The organism is Paraburkholderia sp. J69-1 (genome assembly GCF_905220255.1).
Taxonomy (GTDB): Bacteria; Pseudomonadota; Gammaproteobacteria; order Burkholderiales; family Burkholderiaceae; genus Paraburkholderia.
In genome coordinates this window covers 12,913-29,050 of sequence record NZ_CAJMZG010000007.1, presented here as the reverse complement: position 1 = coordinate 29,050, position 16,138 = coordinate 12,913, and the positions used below count along the sequence as shown (strand labels likewise).

Here is a 16,138-nt window from a genome sequence, read left to right as displayed (position 1 = left end):
GATACCATTCCTCCACAGCGTAGGCACAGATTTGGAATAAAGCACCGGACGGTAGCGCAGCGCCGAACGCATAACCGTGCCGTCAGACAAAAATAATTTTCCAAAAACGACCATGGACCTATTTCAACCGAGAGTTCCCGAGGACAAGCAGCATCCCATCTTCAAGATGATCCTGCACAAACGTTATCGGGCGGAGAGGGCTGTCCTGCAAGGTTGGGCGGACAGTTTCATCGATCGTGATGGCAAATTCGTCCAGGAATTCCAGACGACTTTTGAGTCCGGCTTATGGGAGCTTTATTTGAGCGCGGCACTGCGGGAGTGGCGGCTTCCAGTAGATATGCAATATCACGCGCCCGATTTCGTGGTGGGCGGTCAATACCCCTTCGGGCTAGAGGCGACCATCGCGGCGCCAGCTGCGGGTGGGAAGCCAGCGTATGGATATTCTGTTGAAGACTGTCCTGATGATTTTACGCAATTCAACATTGAGTCGACGCTCCGTATCTGCAATAGCTTTGATGCGAAGGTGAAGCGGCACCGAAAGTATTACTCCAGCCTGCAACACATGAGTGGCCGAACTTTTGTCATTGGGATTGCTGCATTTGATCGACCTCTCGCCCATTTCGCCGCTTCGCGACCTGTTGTTGCGGCGCTATACGGCCGCTATTACGATGAGGCAGGAACATCGCCTAACGCTCAGAAGGTGACGAGCTATAACGTTTCATCCGCCCCGAAGAATGAAAATACCAGCATCGACGTGGGGCTGTTTTGCGATGACACATATTCCGACGTCGCCGCTGTTATATACAGTTCCCTCGTGACTTGGGGGAAGGTCCGGGCTTTGGCAGACAATCCTGACGCGAGGACCGTGTATACGACCTTTCACCCGGCGGAGGGACAACTTAAAGCGAATGTTCGCACGTCACTGAAACGCGAATATAGCGAACACCTTTTAGACGGCCTGTACGTGTTCCACAACCCGTTTGCCCACCAACCTTTGCCGCCCTGCATATTCGACCATCCGCGAATCACGCAGATGACAATGGCTCCCGACGGCGAGCTTCTTGGTGTTGGCCCAAGCGACTTTCTTCTCGCGCGAATGCTTAACTCGATTGTCGAGCGGGAAAGCTGACGGTTATGGAAGTCCAAGGTGTACGCGCCCGGCAATCGTTCGGTTTAGGGAGCGTATGAGAAGGGCTCTTCATACTTACCACTCCGCCTGCGGAGGCGTTCCGCGGCTCGCAATCTCGATCTGGAGGCCATAGAGTGCCGTCATGGCGAGCAACTGCGAGAGCGAGATACCATTCGCTCCTTTCTTGAGTTCGGACAGGCGGTTCTGGCTCAGGCCAAGGCGGACACCCGCCTTCTGTTGTGACAGCCCACGCGCGCGGCGCGCGCTATGCAATATTTGCCCAACTTGGGCCGGGGTGGTGATGATCTGGCGCATAGGTCACGCGTATCGGTAATGTCGATAAACTGCATTTATCGGAAATTCCGATAAAAATAATGGTGGACTACAGGCCTCCGCTGTCCGGGGTGATTTTACGTTCCCGGATGCGTTTGGGCACTGCTTTATTCATGAGCACCAGGCCTAGCGCATCATTGGTCGTGTCCAGGGCCTTATTGAGTTCGGGGAGGAGGTTCAGGATGTTCAGTACCCGCATCATGGCGCCCCACGACACTCCAGGGTCGCCCTGTTCCAGCCGGTAGAGCGTCTTTTTTGAGATGCCCGCCCGCTGCGCCATGGATTCCGTAGAAAACCCCCGGCGCCGCCGGGCCAGCGCAAGGTTATCTCCAGCAGCAACCAACGCACGCTTTACCGGAAAGGGCATCGGATTTTCGGTCAAGCGGCTGGAGGGTTTGGGTGTCGCCGTCAATTTTGGTTTATCAGTCATATTTGAACCCTTAATGGGTTAGTAGGTCATATTTGACCACTAGTCGTTGAGGGATCTGGTGCTTGCAGGAGGAGCATGCAACGGTCACGGACGCGCGAGTCGTTGGGCCGACTGCGGTGGCGCCTGATGGAGGAGTTGCAGAGGCTCGAACCAATCACATGGCAGAAGCGGAGGTGAAATTCCACGCATCGGTCAGATGCTGACATACGCGACGCTATAGCGCGCGTTTTCAGCTTCGTACGCTCGCGAGGTGATGTATATCTAAATCTAACAATGTATAAGGAGGTGAGGCTATACATCCGTATAGATTGGTATAAATGGCTGGCATCATGGATCCACGTCGAAATCACTTCGCATCTCCTCAAGAAAGCGAGCGGCGCTCGCACGCACCAGTCCAATCTTGCCGTCTACGAGCGCTTCGAACCCACGTCGACGAGCCACTTGGATATGCGCGAGAGTACGGCGCCGTCGCTGATGCCTGCAGACGAATCGAGTAAAAGGAAGTGGTCGACGAGTGCTCCAGGTTCACGCCCGAAGCACTTTGCACCGAACACGGCATCGTCGAGCGCGAGCCAGTGCTTCAGACGCTTGCCATACGCATAGCTGGTGATGACATCCGTTCGCTCCGTGCCTTCGAGTACGTAACTGCGCCTCGGAGTAATGTCCTTGGTCGTTGCCACGACCCGCTGCTGTAGTTCGGGCGGCAGATAGGCGATAACGCGTTCTAATGACAAGCAGCGAGCCCACGATGTCGTAAGCACGATCTCCACGTCTGGGTACGGAGCGAGTAGTTCGACGAGCAGGTGAGCGAACTCCAGTAGCGGGCGACCGGTGTCGAGCGTTATGTCGCCGCGGTCGTCTATGTAGGCATTCCCGACGTGTAGCGTGCCGTCGAAATCGACGAACAGTGTGGGCGTCAGGTTGTCCAATAAAAGTGGAGTAGGGGGCGCGCTCGATCTGCTGGGCGAACGGCGCTCCATTAACTCACGCCAGTTCACGCTGTGGCCGACCGCGTTGAGCGCATCGCTTGCGTCGTTGCGACTCATGATGAGCATTTCTAGCCCATAGCCAGCAAGCACCTTGAATAACGCTTCGGTACTGACGGGGAGCCCATCTTCCATATGGCTCAAATGAGAGACATCGACACAGAGCAAGTCTGCCGCGTCGACGAGGTCGAGTTGACATCGTCGCCTGGATTCTCGGACTAGGCTGCCGAGTGAGCATCGGTCTTTTGCAAGCGGGCTAAGAGGCGTGGTTGAAGTTGAAGACATGATGCGTATTGGAGTGCACGTTAGGTATCCGCGTCCCATAGACTGCTACCAGTTCAGTAGGGCTCGCAGCCGCGAGATGAGCCAAGACAACTCAGGCGACGACACCCAGTTCTTTCGCGCGACAGCCACGCGCACCCGTTCGAGAGTGACATCACGACTGTGTTCTGGATGAGCTGCTGCATCCTTTTGCGCCTTCGGCATCAGTTGGTGAGCGAGGTCTTCGCATATATCCCAGCGCTCTTTCCGCTCAGCATCGGTCTGGCCAGCGATGTATTTGCCATCTGACAGTACGACGCAGATTTTCGGCTGCGCGCCGGCTACTACGCCGTTCGAGCCATCACGTGGAAAGTCGTCGGGAACGAGATTGGTTTGCATAGTCGGTCCGTTCAGGCGGTCGGGCCACCGTTCAGGTAGGTAGCAATCGTCCTTAGTTCGTCTGACAACGGACTGCCATTAGAAATCGAAGCGGATCGAGCTAGTTCGAGATGTTATTCGACTGATCAGAATCTTCTTCATTCTCACGGCGCGCGCGCTGCGCCTCAATTCTGAGTTCGTTGAGATACTCCATGAAATCCGGGAACAGCGTGGCGCCACTCCGCATACGTCTGGAACGTGCGAATTTGCGAGTGGTTGCCGACTCAGCAAGCCAAGCATTACGGTTGGCGTTCTCTATGCGAAGGGCTAGGTGCTCAATCGCCACGAGGTGCGAGTGGAACTGCATCGTTGAGGCCTTGTCCATCATGGCGCGAACACGATTCCAGTCCGAAAGCGCTCGCCCAATGAACTGCGTAGTCCTTGCGTCAAGTGATTGCCCGCCATATCGCAGCGGGAGGATCTGCTGGGTTAATGATTCGTAGCGGCGCAGATATCCGTCAAGCGCAAGAAGCCAAACATACGAAGTTTGCTCTAAAGTCGGGTACTCGCCCCTTTCTGCAGGCAGCGTTGACCAACCAAAAAGTACGCCATCTTTTACGTAGCGTCTTTTGAAATAGATTAATGCGTTCGCTGCAACTGCACCCGCTGCTGGGACAAAAAGCAGTGCCGGATTGCTCGCAGCAAAATCGATGATTGCGTTCATTCCGGCACCAATTTTACGGTGATGAACAACATCGCTATACAACAAGCGATGCTCGATGAAACTGAAGCGCTAAATCCGCAAGCGAACGCTTCAGGAATCCACACGTGTCTCGTCACCCTTTAGTGAGCGGGTCAGAAACTTTGATAGTGTGTGGTCTCGGACGCCATTGATCAGTGGGCTCTCTCAATACGCCAGCCTTGGTGGCTGTGCGCATAGTGCGTTTTTGGCTTTGTAATTTCGTCACGGCTAGGAACGCCTAATCACGTCGGCAACCGAGCCTTGTCCTCAGTAATACCCCCGCGATGTCGGTGCCAACTCCATCAGAATACTGTGATTCTATACAGTTTTTTTGGTGCGAGCGTGGTTTCTTCGATTGGTATGCGACCCTAAAAATAATTAACGTTCGCCGCTTGGATAACGGCAAGGCGATTAGAGGCCCCATTTGATTATCAAAAATAAAGGGTCAGATTATGCCGGAACCATGGGATACCTTGCCAAATTTGGATGGAGATTTACACGGTAAAGCTTGCCATTTTCTGGGCTGACGGGAATTTGAATAGTTTCACTTAAGCCTTGCTGGGCTTGGCTTAGCGGGGAGTTACAAAGCCTTAAATGAAACTTTCGCGGGAACCTTTAAGTGAAACTATTCGAAGTTGCCACGCCGCCCGATTATTGCGAAATCCGCAACTGGAATTCGCCGACTTCGGCATATATCCGGCTGGGGCACTTGCCTAAAATCCAGTCAACGCTCGACCTGCGCAACGCGATGCAGCATGCCGGGCGATTCAAACAATTCTGGAGGTCACCATCATGAAGTCGCTGATTCAAGCCGTTGTTATCGCCACTGCCTGCGCCGCGCCGCTGGCCGCATTTGCCCAGGCCGATCAAGGTCTTACGCGCGATCAGGTGCGCGCCCAGCTCGTCGAGTTCCAGCAGGCCAGCCGCAACCAGAACGTCAGCGCTGCCGGCACGGGCGCAGCGGTCACCCAGGGCGACAGCGCCTATGGCGGCGTGAGCAGCACGTCGGCGGCAGGTGCCGGTTACGTGTCCGAAGCGGCGCGTCGCGGCCCGCAATCGGTCTACTTCGGCGGTCAGTAAGCCGGATCGACGGGAGCGCTACGCCCGTCCGCGCTTCAAGTAGCCCAATGCAAACGGCCCGCGAGTCAGATCGCGGGCCGTTTCTATTTCTGCGCGTTGCCGCGCGAACGTGGCGCAAATGCGCTTCGGGCAAATTCAGGCAAGTTCAAGCCAGTTCCGCATCCGGCACATCGAGCACGAGATCCGAACAGGCGATCGTCACGCAACTCAGCACATAACCTTCGGCCTTTTCCTCGCGCGAAAGGCCCGGCCATTCGATCGTAAAGCGCGTTTCGCCGCTCACGACGCGGCACAGGCAGGTGCGGCACGTACCGTTGCGGCACGAGCGCGGCAGATGAATGCCCGCGAACGACGCGGCTTCGAGCAGCGTCAGTTCGGCCGGCGCTTCGAAACTCACGCCGAGCGGTTCCACGCGCACGATCGGTGCAGCGTGGTTCTGGGTATCGGCGGCCATGTTGGAGGGCGAAGCGGGCGTCATGAGGCGGTTGCGCCTCGTCGGGCGGATCGGCAGCGGTCGGAAAAGGCCATCGGGCAAAGGTCGGCAAGGCGTCGCCGCGAAGCTTAACCTGGCGACGCCGATCCCGCACCGCTCATCGGCGTCGCAAATGCCGATACACCGTATTGCGCGCCAGCCCCAATTCGCGCGCGGCCGCCGAGACATTGCCGCCGTGGCGCGTAAGCGTGTCGTCGATCAGACGCGCCTGCCAATCGGCGAGACGTGCGGGCGATTCGTCCGGCGCGCTCGCTTGCGCCGTGGCGGGATCGTCGGCTTGCGCGAGATCGATTTGCTCGCAGTCGTGCAGCAGATCTTCGGGCAGATGCGCGATGTCGATGAGGTCCTCGCCCTCGGCCATGATCGCGGCCGTGCGCAACACATTGGCCAGTTGACGCAGATTGCCCGGCCAGCGGCAGCGCCTGAAGCAGGCGCGCACGGCGGGCGCGATCTGCGCGGGCGCGTCGGGAATCTCGCGCCGCACGAGCGCGAGCACGCGCGCGACGAGCGCATCCAGATCGGTGCGTTCGGCCAGCGGCGGCAGCGTCACGGCGAGCCCGTTGATGCGGTAATAGAGATCTTCGCGAAAGCTGCCTTCGGCGATCATCGCGCGCAGATCGCGGTGCGTCGCGCAGACGATGCGCAGATCGACCGGCATCGCCCGAGCGCCACCCAGCGGCACGACCGCACGTTCCTGCAGCACGCGCATGAGCCTGACCTGCTGCGCGAGCGGCATATCGCCGATTTCATCGAGAAAAAGCGTGCCGCCGTGCGCCTGCAGAATCTTGCCCGGACTGCCGCGCCGCTTTGCGCCCGTGAACGCGCCGTCCTCGTAGCCGAACAGTTCTGCTTCGATCAGCGTATCGGGCAGCGCCGCGCAGTTCAGCGCGACGAACGGCGCATCGCGGCGCGGCGAATCCTGATGCAGCGCCCGCGCCAGCCATTCCTTGCCGGTGCCTGTGCGGCCCAGCACGAGCACGGGAATATCGCGTCCCCGCACGCGGCCGACGCGTTCGAGCACGGCGGCCACGCGGGCATCGCCGGTGTCGAGATCGGCGAAAGTGGGCTGCCAGTTCGCCGATGCCGGGCGCGCATCGGCGGGCGGCTTTTCGCGTGCTGCGTTTGTGCGTTCGGTGCGTTCGATGCGTTCGGTGCGCCCGATGCGTTCTGCGGAAACGGTCGAGCTAGCCGCCCGCACCGGCGCGATTTCCACCGCCGAACCGGGCGTGCCGCGTGCCACCACGCGCACGCCGCTGGGCAGCGTAAGCGTGAAGGGCGCATGCGTGCTCGCGTGCGCCTGTATGAGCCGCTGTAAAAAGGCCGCGAACGGCATGCCGAACAGCGTATCGAAGCCGCGCTGCTGCAAGCTCGCGAGTGGCGCGCCCAACTGGAACAGCGCGCTGCGGTTCGCGCATAGCAGCGTGCCGTCGGGGGCGAACGCCGCCAGTCCTTCGTAGAGCGTACCGATGAACTCGGCGCGCGCGTGAAACTGCAGGCGCACCGCATCGGCGAATTCGGTGTTGAACAGATGGTTTTCGATCATCTGCGCCGACATGCGCACCAGCGCGAGCGTGTGCTTGTGGAAACCGTGCGATTCGCCGCTCACGTCGAGCGCACCGAGCGTGCGGCCCCACGGATCGGCGATCGGCGCGCACGAGCAGGTGAGGATGTGATTCGCGCGCAGGAAGTGCTCGTTCGCGTGGATAGTGGTGGGCTGTCCTTCGACCAGCGCCGTGCCGATCGCATTGGTGCCGCGGTCGCGCTCGGCCCACGAGACGCCGGGGCGCAGCGCCACGCGGCGCGCTTTCTCGACGAAATCGGTGTCGCCCAGGCTGTGCAGGATCACGCCGTTACGGTCGGTGAGCAGCACCATGCTTTCGGTATCGACGATCTGTGCGTGCAGCGCGTCCATGACCGGCCGCGCCTGATGGTAGAGCGTGCGGTTCGAATCGATGAGATCGCGCAGGTCGGCGCTCGCGAGCGCGTCGAACTCGGGCGTGGCCGTGGCGCTCAGGCCGAGTGCGCGCGAGCGTGCATGCGCCTGGGCGATGGCGTTGGCGCGCGCCGCGTCGGGTGGCTTGACGGTGACGGAAGGGCGTCGGGTCACACGTGTCTCCATGTTCTCGCCGGCTCGCGGATGTGCTCGCGCCGGCGGATCGTTTCTGCTCGTGGCGTGCGCGCATCGTGGTTTTCCGCTGCATTGCAGCATCAGTAGCGAAGGCGCGCGCCCGGCAGGTGGTCGAGCCATGGTACAGGAAGGCCGGCGTGCACTGCATCCGGGCAAGTGCGGTTACGCGTGCGTGCAAGCCCGCGTACACGTGCGCGTTCGCGCCGCTAACTTCGCCTTGCCTTTGCGCGCGCGAGTGCCAGGATGAAGGCAGGGGCGCGCAATGCGTCCCGGCGGCGGCGCATCGGGCTGTACGGGGTTTTCAGGGCCGTCGCGGCTCCCTTGCGGAGTGCATCATGGTCCATGGCGAATTGAGGATACTGCTGGCGGTGCTGGCCGTTTTTGCCACGCTGGCCGGTCTCGCGCTAGCCATCCACGGGCTGCTGTTCGACGCGCATACCTACGTGGATTACGGCATGGCAATCGTGGCGGGCGGGGTTGCCGCTTTCGTCGCGATGCTAACGGTCCATCCGAAGGACGTCGAGATCGAACATCATCGGCATCGCGAATCCTGAGTGATCCGCGTGGTCTTTGCGACGCTGCACTGCGGCATGTTTTTCGCGGTGCGCTCGCGTATGCGCCGGTCCCGATTGCGTTTGCGCGCACATGCTTCGCTTCAGCGGGCGCTGAAAATAAGGGCCGCGAAGTTCATTTCGCGCGTGTGACAAAGTCGACCTTGCCAGCCGCGCGAAGTGTCCTAAAGTGAATCAAATCGACCGCCGCATTGCGTCCCGCGAAGCGAGACATGCGGCGGTCGACGTTTGCACCGTGCGCATGCGAAGGAGGAGCATCGAAAGGCGCGGCCCCGATCACTCTCTACCTAAGGCGACTCCCATGCAGATCCTGTTTCCGAACGAAGTCCCCGAATACTCGGGGCGCGAACTGACTTTGGCGTTCCCGGCGATGATCGATGGCGAGAGGGTGGAATGTACGATCACGGCGGCGGCGCTGGAGGACCATTTCGGCGCGGCATCGCCGCGAGCCGAGGATGTGCTCGACGCCTTCGACCATCATCGTGAGCGCATCGAGGCGGTTGCGCGCCGCCTGCTGTCCGAAACGCGTGCGCAGTGTCTAACGCTGCGCAGCGGCTATGTGCGCTTCGTACAGGCGCACGGCGTGGGGTCCTGAGACGATTGCGTTTGCGCGATTGTCCCTGATTGTCACTGATCGACCGCGCTGTTCTGTAACGCCCCGCAATGCGATGTGTGCTGCGGGGCGATTTCATTTGTGCTGGGTTAAAGAGTCATCAGATCATGCGCCGCAGTGTGTTGTCCCTGAAGATCAGGTGATGCGCGATGGCCGCGAGCGCATGCACGCCGATCACCCAATAAAACGCATTGCCGATCAGTTCGTGCGCGTCCTTCACGACCTTACGCGCGAGCGGGTCGGCGCCCACCAGCGTGATCTGCAGATCGAGCCCGGCGAGCGTGACCGGATGGCCGCCCAGATTGATCGTCAGAATGCCGAGCAGCGGTTGCAGGAAGATAAACAGATAGAGCGCCAGATGCACGAGCCGCGAAAGAAGAGTGAGCACGCGGTTCGAGTCGATTTCATGCGGCGCGCCGTGCCACAGGCGCCAGAGCAGGCGCGGCACGGCCAGCACGAGTACCAGCGTGCCGGCCCAGAAATGCACGTTGCTCCAGAGCGCGCGGCTGTCCGAACCTTTCGGCCCGCGAATCTCGATCGCCAGATACGCCAGCGCAACGAGCAGAAAAATCGCCCAGTGAAACAGGATGGAAGGGCGGGAATAGCGTTCGGCGGCGGCGGGGAATGTGGCCACTATGCGGCTCCTTGGCGCGAGATTGTTGTGTGAGGCCTGGCTTGCGGGTCTGCGTATGATACGGAGCCCGCGCGCCGCTGTGCATATGCGCGCCCGGAACCTTGACCTCGCTCGCGCTTCATCGACGAATCGAAAGCTACAACGAAAAACGGGCGACCCGCAGGCCGCCCGTTTTGATCGCATCGGATGGAAATCCGCCGTGCGTCGGCCGTGAAGCTTAGCCGCCGCCCAGGTAGAAGTAGCGGAACAGGAACACGGCCGCGATGATCCAGACGATCAGGCGCACCTGGCGCGCGCGACCCGTCAGCAGCTTCAGACCCGCATACGAGATGAAGCCGAACGCGACGCCGTTGGCGATCGAGTACGTGAACGGCATGGCCAGCGCGGTGAGCGCGGCCGGCACGACTTCGGTGGCGTCGTCCCACGGCAGGTCGGCGAGTTCGCGCAGCATCAGACACGAGACGTACAGCAGCGCCGGTGCGGTCGCGTACGCCGGCACCACGCCTGCGAGCGGCGCAATGAACAGACACGCGAGGAACAGCACGGCGACGGTCAGCGCGGTCACGCCGGTGCGGCCGCCCGCCTGCACGCCCGAGGCGCTTTCGATGTAAGCGGTGGTCGACGACGTGCCGAGCACCGAGCCCGCGAGAATCGCGGTGCTGTCGGCCAGCAGGGCACGGTTCAGGCGGTGCATCTTGCCGTGCACGAGCAGGCCCGCGCGGTTCGCCACGCCCATCAGCGTGCCGGTTGCGTCGAACAGTTCGACGAGGAAGAACACCAGCACCACGTTCAGGATGCCGCCCGAGAGCGCGCCCTTGATGTCGAGCTGGCCGAAGGTCGGCGCAATCGACGGCGGCGCCGCGAAAATGCCGTGGAACTGGTTGCCGCCGAAGAAGAACGACAGCACGGTCACGCCGACGATGCCGATCAGGATCGCGCCGCGCACCTTGAGCACGTCGAGCGTGACGATCGCGAAGAAGCCGATGATCGAGAGGATCGTGTGCGGATCATGCAGATTGCCGAGCTCGACGAGCGTAGCCGGGCTGCCGACGATCACGCCCGAGGTCTTCAGCGAAATGATCGCGAGGAACAGGCCGATACCGGATGTGATCGCGACCCGCAACGAATGCGGAATCCCGTTGATGATGGCCTCGCGCACGCGCAGCAGCGTGACGACGAAGAACAGGCAGCCCGAGATGAAGACGGCGCCGAGCGCCGCTTGCCACGTGAAGCCCATGCCCTTGACCACGGCGTAGGCGAAGTACGCGTTCAGGCCCATGCCGGGCGCAAGCGCGATCGGATAGTTCGCGTACAGACCCATGACGATCGACGCCAGCGCTGCCACGAGGCAGGTAGCGACGAAGACGGCTTCCTTGGGCATGCCGGCGTCGCCGAGAATCGACGGATTCACGAAGATGATGTAGGCCATCGTGAGAAAGGTCGTGAAACCGGCGAGGACTTCGGTGCGCAGGTTAGTACCTGCTTCTTCGAAGCCGAAATAGCGTTTGATGGCGTCCATGAAGATCGGGCCCTTGAGAGTCGAGCGGGTTGATTTGTTGTTGAGATCGGCGTCGGCGGGCGGGCGACGGAAGGCGTCGCGGATGCCGGTTCACGCCGCTACGGGCGGGATTGTAAACAATTGTCCGGCAAGCGCAGAAATGCCGGCAGGGCGGGCGTGGAGTGGGTGCAACAGTTGCTGCACTGCGGGCAGCCAAAAACGAACAAGGCGAGAGCCTCGATCCGCCTCGATTAGCGGATCGACGCTCCCGCCCGGGGAGAGGCGCCGATGAAACCGGACAGCGGCGCCGACTGCTGCTTGTTGCTGCTTACTGACGCTTACTGCATCGGCTGCGGCATGCCACCCGTCGCGCGAGCCGCGCGTCGTGCCGCCACGATCGCGCCGGCGCGCTGGGCGTTTTCGGGGTAATCGATCCAGTCGAGCGGATCGTAGCCCGCTGCGCGCCATTCGGCGAGATCGGCGCGCACCTGGGCGCGGCTCATCGGCGCCGAGGGGTTGTACGGCTGCGCCAATGCCGATGCCGAGGCCACGCAGCAAGCCACTGCGACCACGCCAAGCGCGATACGTGAAAGGGAAGTCATGACATGACCTTTCGTATTAGGGATAACCCTAAAAAGTATAGACGCTATCTCGATAACTGAAAGGTGAGCTTGAGTAAGAAATCGTTGTGCATTCAACGCGCTATTCAACGTACTTTTGCCGCCGCCCGCTCGCGCGCCTGGCGATATTCGCCCGGGCGCAATCCCGTCCATTTGCGGAAGGCGCGATGGAACGCGCTCGGCTCCGCGAAACCCACGGCAGCGGCTACGTCCGCGACCGAACGCGTGGGGTCCTGCAAGGCCGCCAAGGCCAGATCGCGGCGCAATTCGTCCTTGATCGACTGGCAGCTATGGCCTTCCAGTTGCAGCCGGCGGCGCAGCGTCGCGGGCGCGACGTTCAACTGCTGCGCGACGGCGTCGGCGTCCGGCCAGGCGTGCGCGGGCAGCGCCCGCAAGGCGCGCCGCACGCGCGCCGCGTATGAACCCGGATTGCGATACTTGACGACGAAGTTGCCCGGCGCATTGCGCAGGAAAGCCCGCGCCGATGCCGCCGTCTGGATCACGGGCAGATCGAGAAACGCGGGCGCGAGGTCGAACCACGAATCGGCCTGCGCGAAGGCGATGTCGTCGCAGATCATCGTCTGGTATTCCTGCGCGGCGTCGGGCGCGGGGCAGCGAAAGCGCGCCGCGATCACCGGAATGCGCCGCCCGACCAGCCAGCTCAGCAGCCCATAAACGAGGATGAACCAGGTGGCGTAAGCGAACATCGCGGGCGCGGCCGTGCCGTCGCGATGACGCAGCGCAATGCGCACGCGCGTGGCGTCGATGTCGATGTCGCCGGCGAGGTCATCCAGCACGAGCCGCATGAAGTGGACGGTGCGCTGCAGCGCCTGGCGGCCCGTGCGCGCGCCCAGCGCCGCGTGCGTCATGGCGATGAAGCTGCCGCTCTTCATCGCGTGCGAATCCTGGCCGAAGAATTCGTCGTCGAGCGCGCGGGCGATGCCGGCCCACAGTGCGCCATATTGCGCGGCGCTCACGCGTGTCTGGGCGTCGAGCGCGATGCCGGCTGCGTGGGCGATCGGCGTCGCGTCCAGCCCGCGCGAGCGCGCAAGGGCGACCGTTTCCTGCACGAGGCTCATCGCGATCGTGCCTTTTTCGCTCACTTTGCTGGTTTTCCCTGGCTGCACGGATGGGCCTCTGTAGCGGATATCGAAGCCATTATGGCAAATCCGCTCGGCACTTTTGAGCGTGGCGGGCATCGAATGCGGGCGCGCTCCTGCCTACACTTTTCAGGAGCCTTGCGGCCGGCGCCGCGCCGCGCGACAGTGCATGTCATGCGGCTGCGCGAGCCTGCGCACAGACAGCAAAGAGTGGTCAGGAAGGAGACAGCGATGGACGAGTTCTATACCGACGATCAACGCATGATTCGCGACGCCGCGCGCGATTTTTCGAGCGAGCGCCTCGCGCCCAACGCGGCGCAATGGGACCGCGAAGGCAAGCTGCCCGACGAGATCGTCGCGCAACTGGGCGAACTGGGCTTTCTCGGCATGATCGTGCCGCAGGAGCAGGGCGGTTCCTACACCGACTACGTGGCCTATGCGCTCGCGATGGAAGAGATCGCCGCGGGTTGCGCCTCGTGCGCGACGCTCGTGAGCGTGCATAACTCGGTGGGCTGCGGCCCGATCCTGCAGTACGGCAGCGGTGCGCAGAAAGACCGCTGGCTGGCCAAGCTCGCGAGCGGCGAGATGATCGGCGCGTTCTGCCTGACCGAGCCGCAGGCCGGTTCCGAGGCCAGCAATCTGCGCACCCGCGCCGAACTGCGCGACGGCCAGTGGGTGCTCAACGGCAACAAGCAGTTCGTGACCAATGCTTCGCGCGCGAGCCTCGCGATCGTGTTTGCCGTGACCGATGCCGATGCGGGCAAGCGCGGTCTGTCCGCCTTCGTTGTGCCGACCGGCACGCCGGGCTTCAACGTCGGGCCGCCCGAAAAGAAAATGGGCATTCGCGCTTCCGATACCTGCCCGATCTCGCTGGTCGATTGCGCGATTCCCGAAGCGAATCTGCTTGGCCAGCGCGGCGAAGGGCTGAAGATCGCGCTGTCGAATCTGGAGGGCGGGCGCATTGGCATCGCGGCGCAGGCGCTGGGGATCGCGCGCGCGGCTTTCGATGCGGCGCGTGCGTACGCGCACGAGCGCGTGCAGTTCGGCGAGGCGATCATCGGGCATCAGAGCGTGGCGAACATGCTGGCGGACATGCACACGCGCATCAACGCTGCGCGGCATCTGGTGCATCATGCGGCGCGGCTGCGCTCGCTGGGCAAGCCCTGTCTTTCGGAGGCTTCGCAGGCCAAGCTCTACGCCTCCGAAATGGCCGAAGAAGTCTGTTCGCACGCGATCCAGATTCATGGCGGCTACGGCTTCCTCAACGATTATCCGGTCGAGCGTCATTACCGCGACGCACGCATCACGCAGATTTACGAAGGCACGAGCGAAGTGCAGCGGATGGTGATTGCGCGGCAGCTTTGAAATAAACAAAGGATTGCGAATCAAATAAAAAGCGCGAAACGGCGCACAAACTGGAGACATCGGCGATGAACAGGTTCACCCCTTCCGCGCAGGCCTTCATCGATGCGCGCGATCTGCTGCAGCGCCACCGCACCGACTACGATCGCGCCTATGCCGAATTCGCGTGGCCGCAACTCGACACCTTCAATTGGGCGCTCGATTACTTCGACGTGATTGCGCACGATAACGATCAGCCGGCGCTCTGGATCGTCGACGACCTCGCCGATGGCGGCACGAAATATTCCTATGCGCAGATGGCCGAACGCTCCTCGCGCATGGCGAATTTTCTGCGCGAGCACGGCGTGGGGCGCGGCGACCGTCTGCTGCTGATGTTGCCGAACCGCGTCGAACTCTGGGACGTGATGCTGGCGGCGATGAAGCTGGGCGCGATCGTGCTGCCGGCCACCACGCAGCTTTCGCCCGACGATGTGCGCGAGCGTGTAGAAACGGGCGGCGCGCGCTTTGTCGTGGTCGACGCGGCCGAACTCGCGAAGTTCGACGCGCTGGATACGAGCGTGAAGCGCATCGCGGTGGGGGCGTCGCGCGAAGTCTGGATCGATCTTTCGCAGGCCTATGCATCGAGCGCGGCATTCGAACCCGCTGGCCTCACGCGTGCCACCGATCCGATGCTGCTGTACTTCACGTCGGGCACGACCTCGAAGCCCAAGCTCGTCGAACATACGCACCAGAGCTATCCTGTCGGCCATCTCTCGACCCTGTACTGGATCGGCCTGATGCCCGGCGATATCCATTGGAATATCAGCTCGCCGGGCTGGGCCAAACACGCGTGGAGTTGCTTTTTCGCGCCTTGGAACGCGCAGGCCTGCGTGTTCGTCTACAACTACGCGCGCTTCGTGCCGAAAGACACGCTCGCTGCGCTCGTGCAATGCGGCGTGACCACGCTATGCGCGCCGCCCACGGTCTGGCGCATGCTCGTGCAGGAACCGCTGGCGAGTCACGCGGTCAAGCTGCGCGAGATCGTCGGCGCGGGCGAGCCGCTCAATCCCGAGATCATCGAACGCGTGCGTCACGCGTGGAATATCACGATCCGCGACGGTTACGGGCAGACCGAAACCACCTGCCAGATCGGCAATTCGCCGGGCCAGCCGGTGGTGGCCGGATCGATGGGGCGGCCGCTGCCCGGTTATCGCGTCGAACTCGTCGATGCGGACGATCAACCCGCGAGCGAGGGCGAAATTGCCTTGCCGCTGGCGCAGCGTCCGCTCGGTCTGATGACGGGCTATGCGAACAACGCGAAGGCCAGCGAATACGCCATGCGCAACGGCTATTACCACACCTCCGATGTGGCGCTGCGCCGCGACGACGGCTATTTCGTCTACGTCGGCCGCGCCGATGACGTATTCAAATCGTCCGACTACCGCCTGAGCCCGTTCGAACTGGAAAGCGTGCTGATCGAACACGAAGCCATTGCGGAAGCCGCCGTCGTGCCAAGCCCGGACGAACTGCGTCTTTCCGTGCCGAAAGCCTTCGTGATCGTGCGTCAGGGCTATGAAGCCGGCCCCGAACTCGCGCGCGAAGTGTTCCGTTTTTCGCGCGAAAAACTCGCGCCGTACAAACGCATCCGCCGTCTGCAATTCAGCGATTTGCCGAAGACGATTTCGGGCAAGATTCGCCGCGTCGAACTGCGCCGCCGCGAGATGGAACGCACGGCAGAGCCCGCACGCCAGCCCGACGAATACTGGGAAGAAGATTTCCCGGAGCTTCGCTGAAATAAAG

General features: G+C 61.9%; 18 protein-coding genes. 7 read left to right on the top strand and 11 right to left on the bottom strand.

The window, feature by feature from the left end:
• Positions 1-76 precede the first annotated feature (76 nt).
• The gene (locus tag U5A67_RS14160; RefSeq protein ID WP_321815188.1) at positions 77-1,129 is read left to right on the top strand and encodes a glycosaminoglycan attachment site; all 1,053 of its coding nucleotides are present in this window, start codon (positions 77-79) and stop codon (positions 1,127-1,129) included.
• A gap of 75 nt (positions 1,130-1,204) precedes the next feature.
• On the opposite strand, the gene U5A67_RS14155 is transcribed toward U5A67_RS14160, so the two are convergent.
• The 5 genes from U5A67_RS14155 to U5A67_RS14135 form a co-directional block, all read right to left on the bottom strand.
• On the bottom strand, positions 1,205-1,444 hold the full coding sequence (locus U5A67_RS14155; protein WP_321815189.1) for a helix-turn-helix transcriptional regulator: 240 nt from the start codon (positions 1,442-1,444) through the stop codon (positions 1,205-1,207).
• Between the two features lie 67 nt (positions 1,445-1,511).
• Positions 1,512-1,892: a helix-turn-helix transcriptional regulator gene (locus U5A67_RS14150; protein WP_321815190.1), complete on the bottom strand. Its 381-nt coding sequence runs from the start codon at positions 1,890-1,892 to the stop codon at positions 1,512-1,514.
• A 407-nt stretch (positions 1,893-2,299) separates the two neighbouring features.
• Positions 2,300-3,013: an HAD domain-containing protein gene (locus U5A67_RS14145; protein WP_321815191.1), complete on the bottom strand. Its 714-nt coding sequence runs from the start codon at positions 3,011-3,013 to the stop codon at positions 2,300-2,302.
• 195 nt (positions 3,014-3,208) lie between these two features.
• Positions 3,209-3,538: a hypothetical protein gene (locus U5A67_RS14140; protein WP_321815192.1), complete on the bottom strand. Its 330-nt coding sequence runs from the start codon at positions 3,536-3,538 to the stop codon at positions 3,209-3,211.
• A 100-nt stretch (positions 3,539-3,638) separates the two neighbouring features.
• Positions 3,639-4,241 carry a hypothetical protein gene (locus U5A67_RS14135; protein ID WP_321815193.1) on the bottom strand — a complete coding sequence of 201 codons (603 nt, stop codon included), beginning with the start codon at positions 4,239-4,241 and terminating at the stop codon, positions 3,639-3,641.
• A gap of 637 nt (positions 4,242-4,878) precedes the next feature.
• Between U5A67_RS14135 and U5A67_RS14130 the strand changes: the two genes are divergently transcribed.
• Both U5A67_RS14130 and U5A67_RS14125 read left to right on the top strand, forming a co-directional pair.
• Positions 4,879-5,055, top strand: coding sequence for a hypothetical protein (locus U5A67_RS14130; protein ID WP_321815194.1), 177 nt, complete (start codon positions 4,879-4,881; stop codon positions 5,053-5,055).
• Entirely contained in the window at positions 5,052-5,339 is a 288-nt protein-coding gene (locus tag U5A67_RS14125) for a DUF4148 domain-containing protein (RefSeq protein WP_205985361.1), read from the top strand. Before U5A67_RS14130 ends, U5A67_RS14125 begins: the two co-directional genes overlap by 4 nt.
• 145 nt (positions 5,340-5,484) lie before the next feature.
• Here U5A67_RS14125 and U5A67_RS14120 read toward each other — a convergent pair whose 3' ends face one another.
• Positions 5,485-5,817 carry a 2Fe-2S iron-sulfur cluster-binding protein gene (locus tag U5A67_RS14120; RefSeq protein WP_241023956.1) on the bottom strand — a complete coding sequence of 111 codons (333 nt, stop codon included), beginning with the start codon at positions 5,815-5,817 and terminating at the stop codon, positions 5,485-5,487.
• A 112-nt stretch (positions 5,818-5,929) separates the two neighbouring features.
• A complete protein-coding gene (locus tag U5A67_RS14115) occupies positions 5,930-7,939 on the bottom strand; it encodes a sigma-54-dependent Fis family transcriptional regulator (protein WP_321815195.1) in 2,010 nt (669 codons plus the stop codon).
• Positions 7,940-8,295: 356 nt separating this feature from the next.
• On the opposite strand from U5A67_RS14115, the gene U5A67_RS14110 reads away from it, so the two are divergent.
• Together U5A67_RS14110 and U5A67_RS14105 are read left to right on the top strand one after the other, a co-directional pair.
• Positions 8,296-8,514: a DUF2964 family protein gene (locus U5A67_RS14110; protein WP_205985359.1), complete on the top strand. Its 219-nt coding sequence runs from the start codon at positions 8,296-8,298 to the stop codon at positions 8,512-8,514.
• 319 nt (positions 8,515-8,833) lie between these two features.
• Entirely contained in the window at positions 8,834-9,127 is a 294-nt protein-coding gene (locus U5A67_RS14105) for a DUF1488 domain-containing protein (RefSeq protein WP_205985358.1), read from the top strand.
• Between the two features lie 118 nt (positions 9,128-9,245).
• On the opposite strand, the gene U5A67_RS14100 is transcribed toward U5A67_RS14105, so the two are convergent.
• The 4 genes from U5A67_RS14100 to U5A67_RS14085 form a co-directional block, all read right to left on the bottom strand.
• Entirely contained in the window at positions 9,246-9,779 is a 534-nt protein-coding gene (locus U5A67_RS14100; protein ID WP_321815196.1) for a cytochrome b, read from the bottom strand.
• Positions 9,780-9,996: 217 nt separating this feature from the next.
• Complete coding sequence (locus U5A67_RS14095; protein WP_027817000.1) at positions 9,997-11,298, bottom strand: NCS2 family permease; 1,302 nt, start codon at positions 11,296-11,298, stop codon at positions 9,997-9,999.
• Between the two features lie 317 nt (positions 11,299-11,615).
• Entirely contained in the window at positions 11,616-11,879 is a 264-nt protein-coding gene (locus U5A67_RS14090; protein ID WP_205985356.1) for a DUF4148 domain-containing protein, read from the bottom strand.
• Positions 11,880-11,983: 104 nt separating this feature from the next.
• Positions 11,984-13,096, bottom strand: coding sequence for an AraC family transcriptional regulator ligand-binding domain-containing protein (locus tag U5A67_RS14085; RefSeq protein ID WP_415767835.1), 1,113 nt, complete (start codon positions 13,094-13,096; stop codon positions 11,984-11,986).
• A gap of 132 nt (positions 13,097-13,228) precedes the next feature.
• Between U5A67_RS14085 and U5A67_RS14080 the strand changes: the two genes are divergently transcribed.
• Positions 13,229-14,362 (top strand): acyl-CoA dehydrogenase family protein, encoded by a 1,134-nt coding sequence (locus U5A67_RS14080; protein WP_321815197.1) that lies wholly within the window; start codon positions 13,229-13,231, stop codon positions 14,360-14,362.
• A 65-nt stretch (positions 14,363-14,427) separates the two neighbouring features.
• Positions 14,428-16,131 (top strand): AMP-binding protein, encoded by a 1,704-nt coding sequence (locus U5A67_RS14075; protein WP_321815198.1) that lies wholly within the window; start codon positions 14,428-14,430, stop codon positions 16,129-16,131.
• Positions 16,132-16,138 lie beyond the last annotated feature (7 nt).

Bases quoted from the DNA above. Each gene is read 5' to 3' on its own strand.
- U5A67_RS14155 (WP_321815189.1), bottom strand. From the start codon at position 1,444: ATGCGCCAGATCATCACCACCCCGGCCCAAGTTGGGCAAATATTGCAT.
- U5A67_RS14150 (WP_321815190.1), bottom strand. From the start codon at position 1,892: ATGACTGATAAACCAAAATTGACGGCGACACCCAAACCCTCCAGCCGC.
- U5A67_RS14145 (WP_321815191.1), bottom strand. From the start codon at position 3,013: ATGGAAGATGGGCTCCCCGTCAGTACCGAAGCGTTATTCAAGGTGCTT.
- U5A67_RS14140 (WP_321815192.1), bottom strand. From the start codon at position 3,538: ATGCAAACCAATCTCGTTCCCGACGACTTTCCACGTGATGGCTCGAAC.
- U5A67_RS14135 (WP_321815193.1), bottom strand. From the start codon at position 4,241: ATGAACGCAATCATCGATTTTGCTGCGAGCAATCCGGCACTGCTTTTT.
- U5A67_RS14125 (WP_205985361.1), top strand. From the start codon at position 5,052: ATGAAGTCGCTGATTCAAGCCGTTGTTATCGCCACTGCCTGCGCCGCG.
- U5A67_RS14120 (WP_241023956.1), bottom strand. From the start codon at position 5,817: ATGACGCCCGCTTCGCCCTCCAACATGGCCGCCGATACCCAGAACCAC.
- U5A67_RS14110 (WP_205985359.1), top strand. From the start codon at position 8,296: ATGGTCCATGGCGAATTGAGGATACTGCTGGCGGTGCTGGCCGTTTTT.
- U5A67_RS14105 (WP_205985358.1), top strand. From the start codon at position 8,834: ATGCAGATCCTGTTTCCGAACGAAGTCCCCGAATACTCGGGGCGCGAA.
- U5A67_RS14095 (WP_027817000.1), bottom strand. From the start codon at position 11,298: ATGGACGCCATCAAACGCTATTTCGGCTTCGAAGAAGCAGGTACTAAC.
- U5A67_RS14090 (WP_205985356.1), bottom strand. From the start codon at position 11,879: ATGACTTCCCTTTCACGTATCGCGCTTGGCGTGGTCGCAGTGGCTTGC.
- U5A67_RS14085 (WP_415767835.1), bottom strand. From the start codon at position 13,096: ATGCCCGCCACGCTCAAAAGTGCCGAGCGGATTTGCCATAATGGCTTC.
- U5A67_RS14080 (WP_321815197.1), top strand. From the start codon at position 13,229: ATGGACGAGTTCTATACCGACGATCAACGCATGATTCGCGACGCCGCG.
- U5A67_RS14075 (WP_321815198.1), top strand. From the start codon at position 14,428: ATGAACAGGTTCACCCCTTCCGCGCAGGCCTTCATCGATGCGCGCGAT.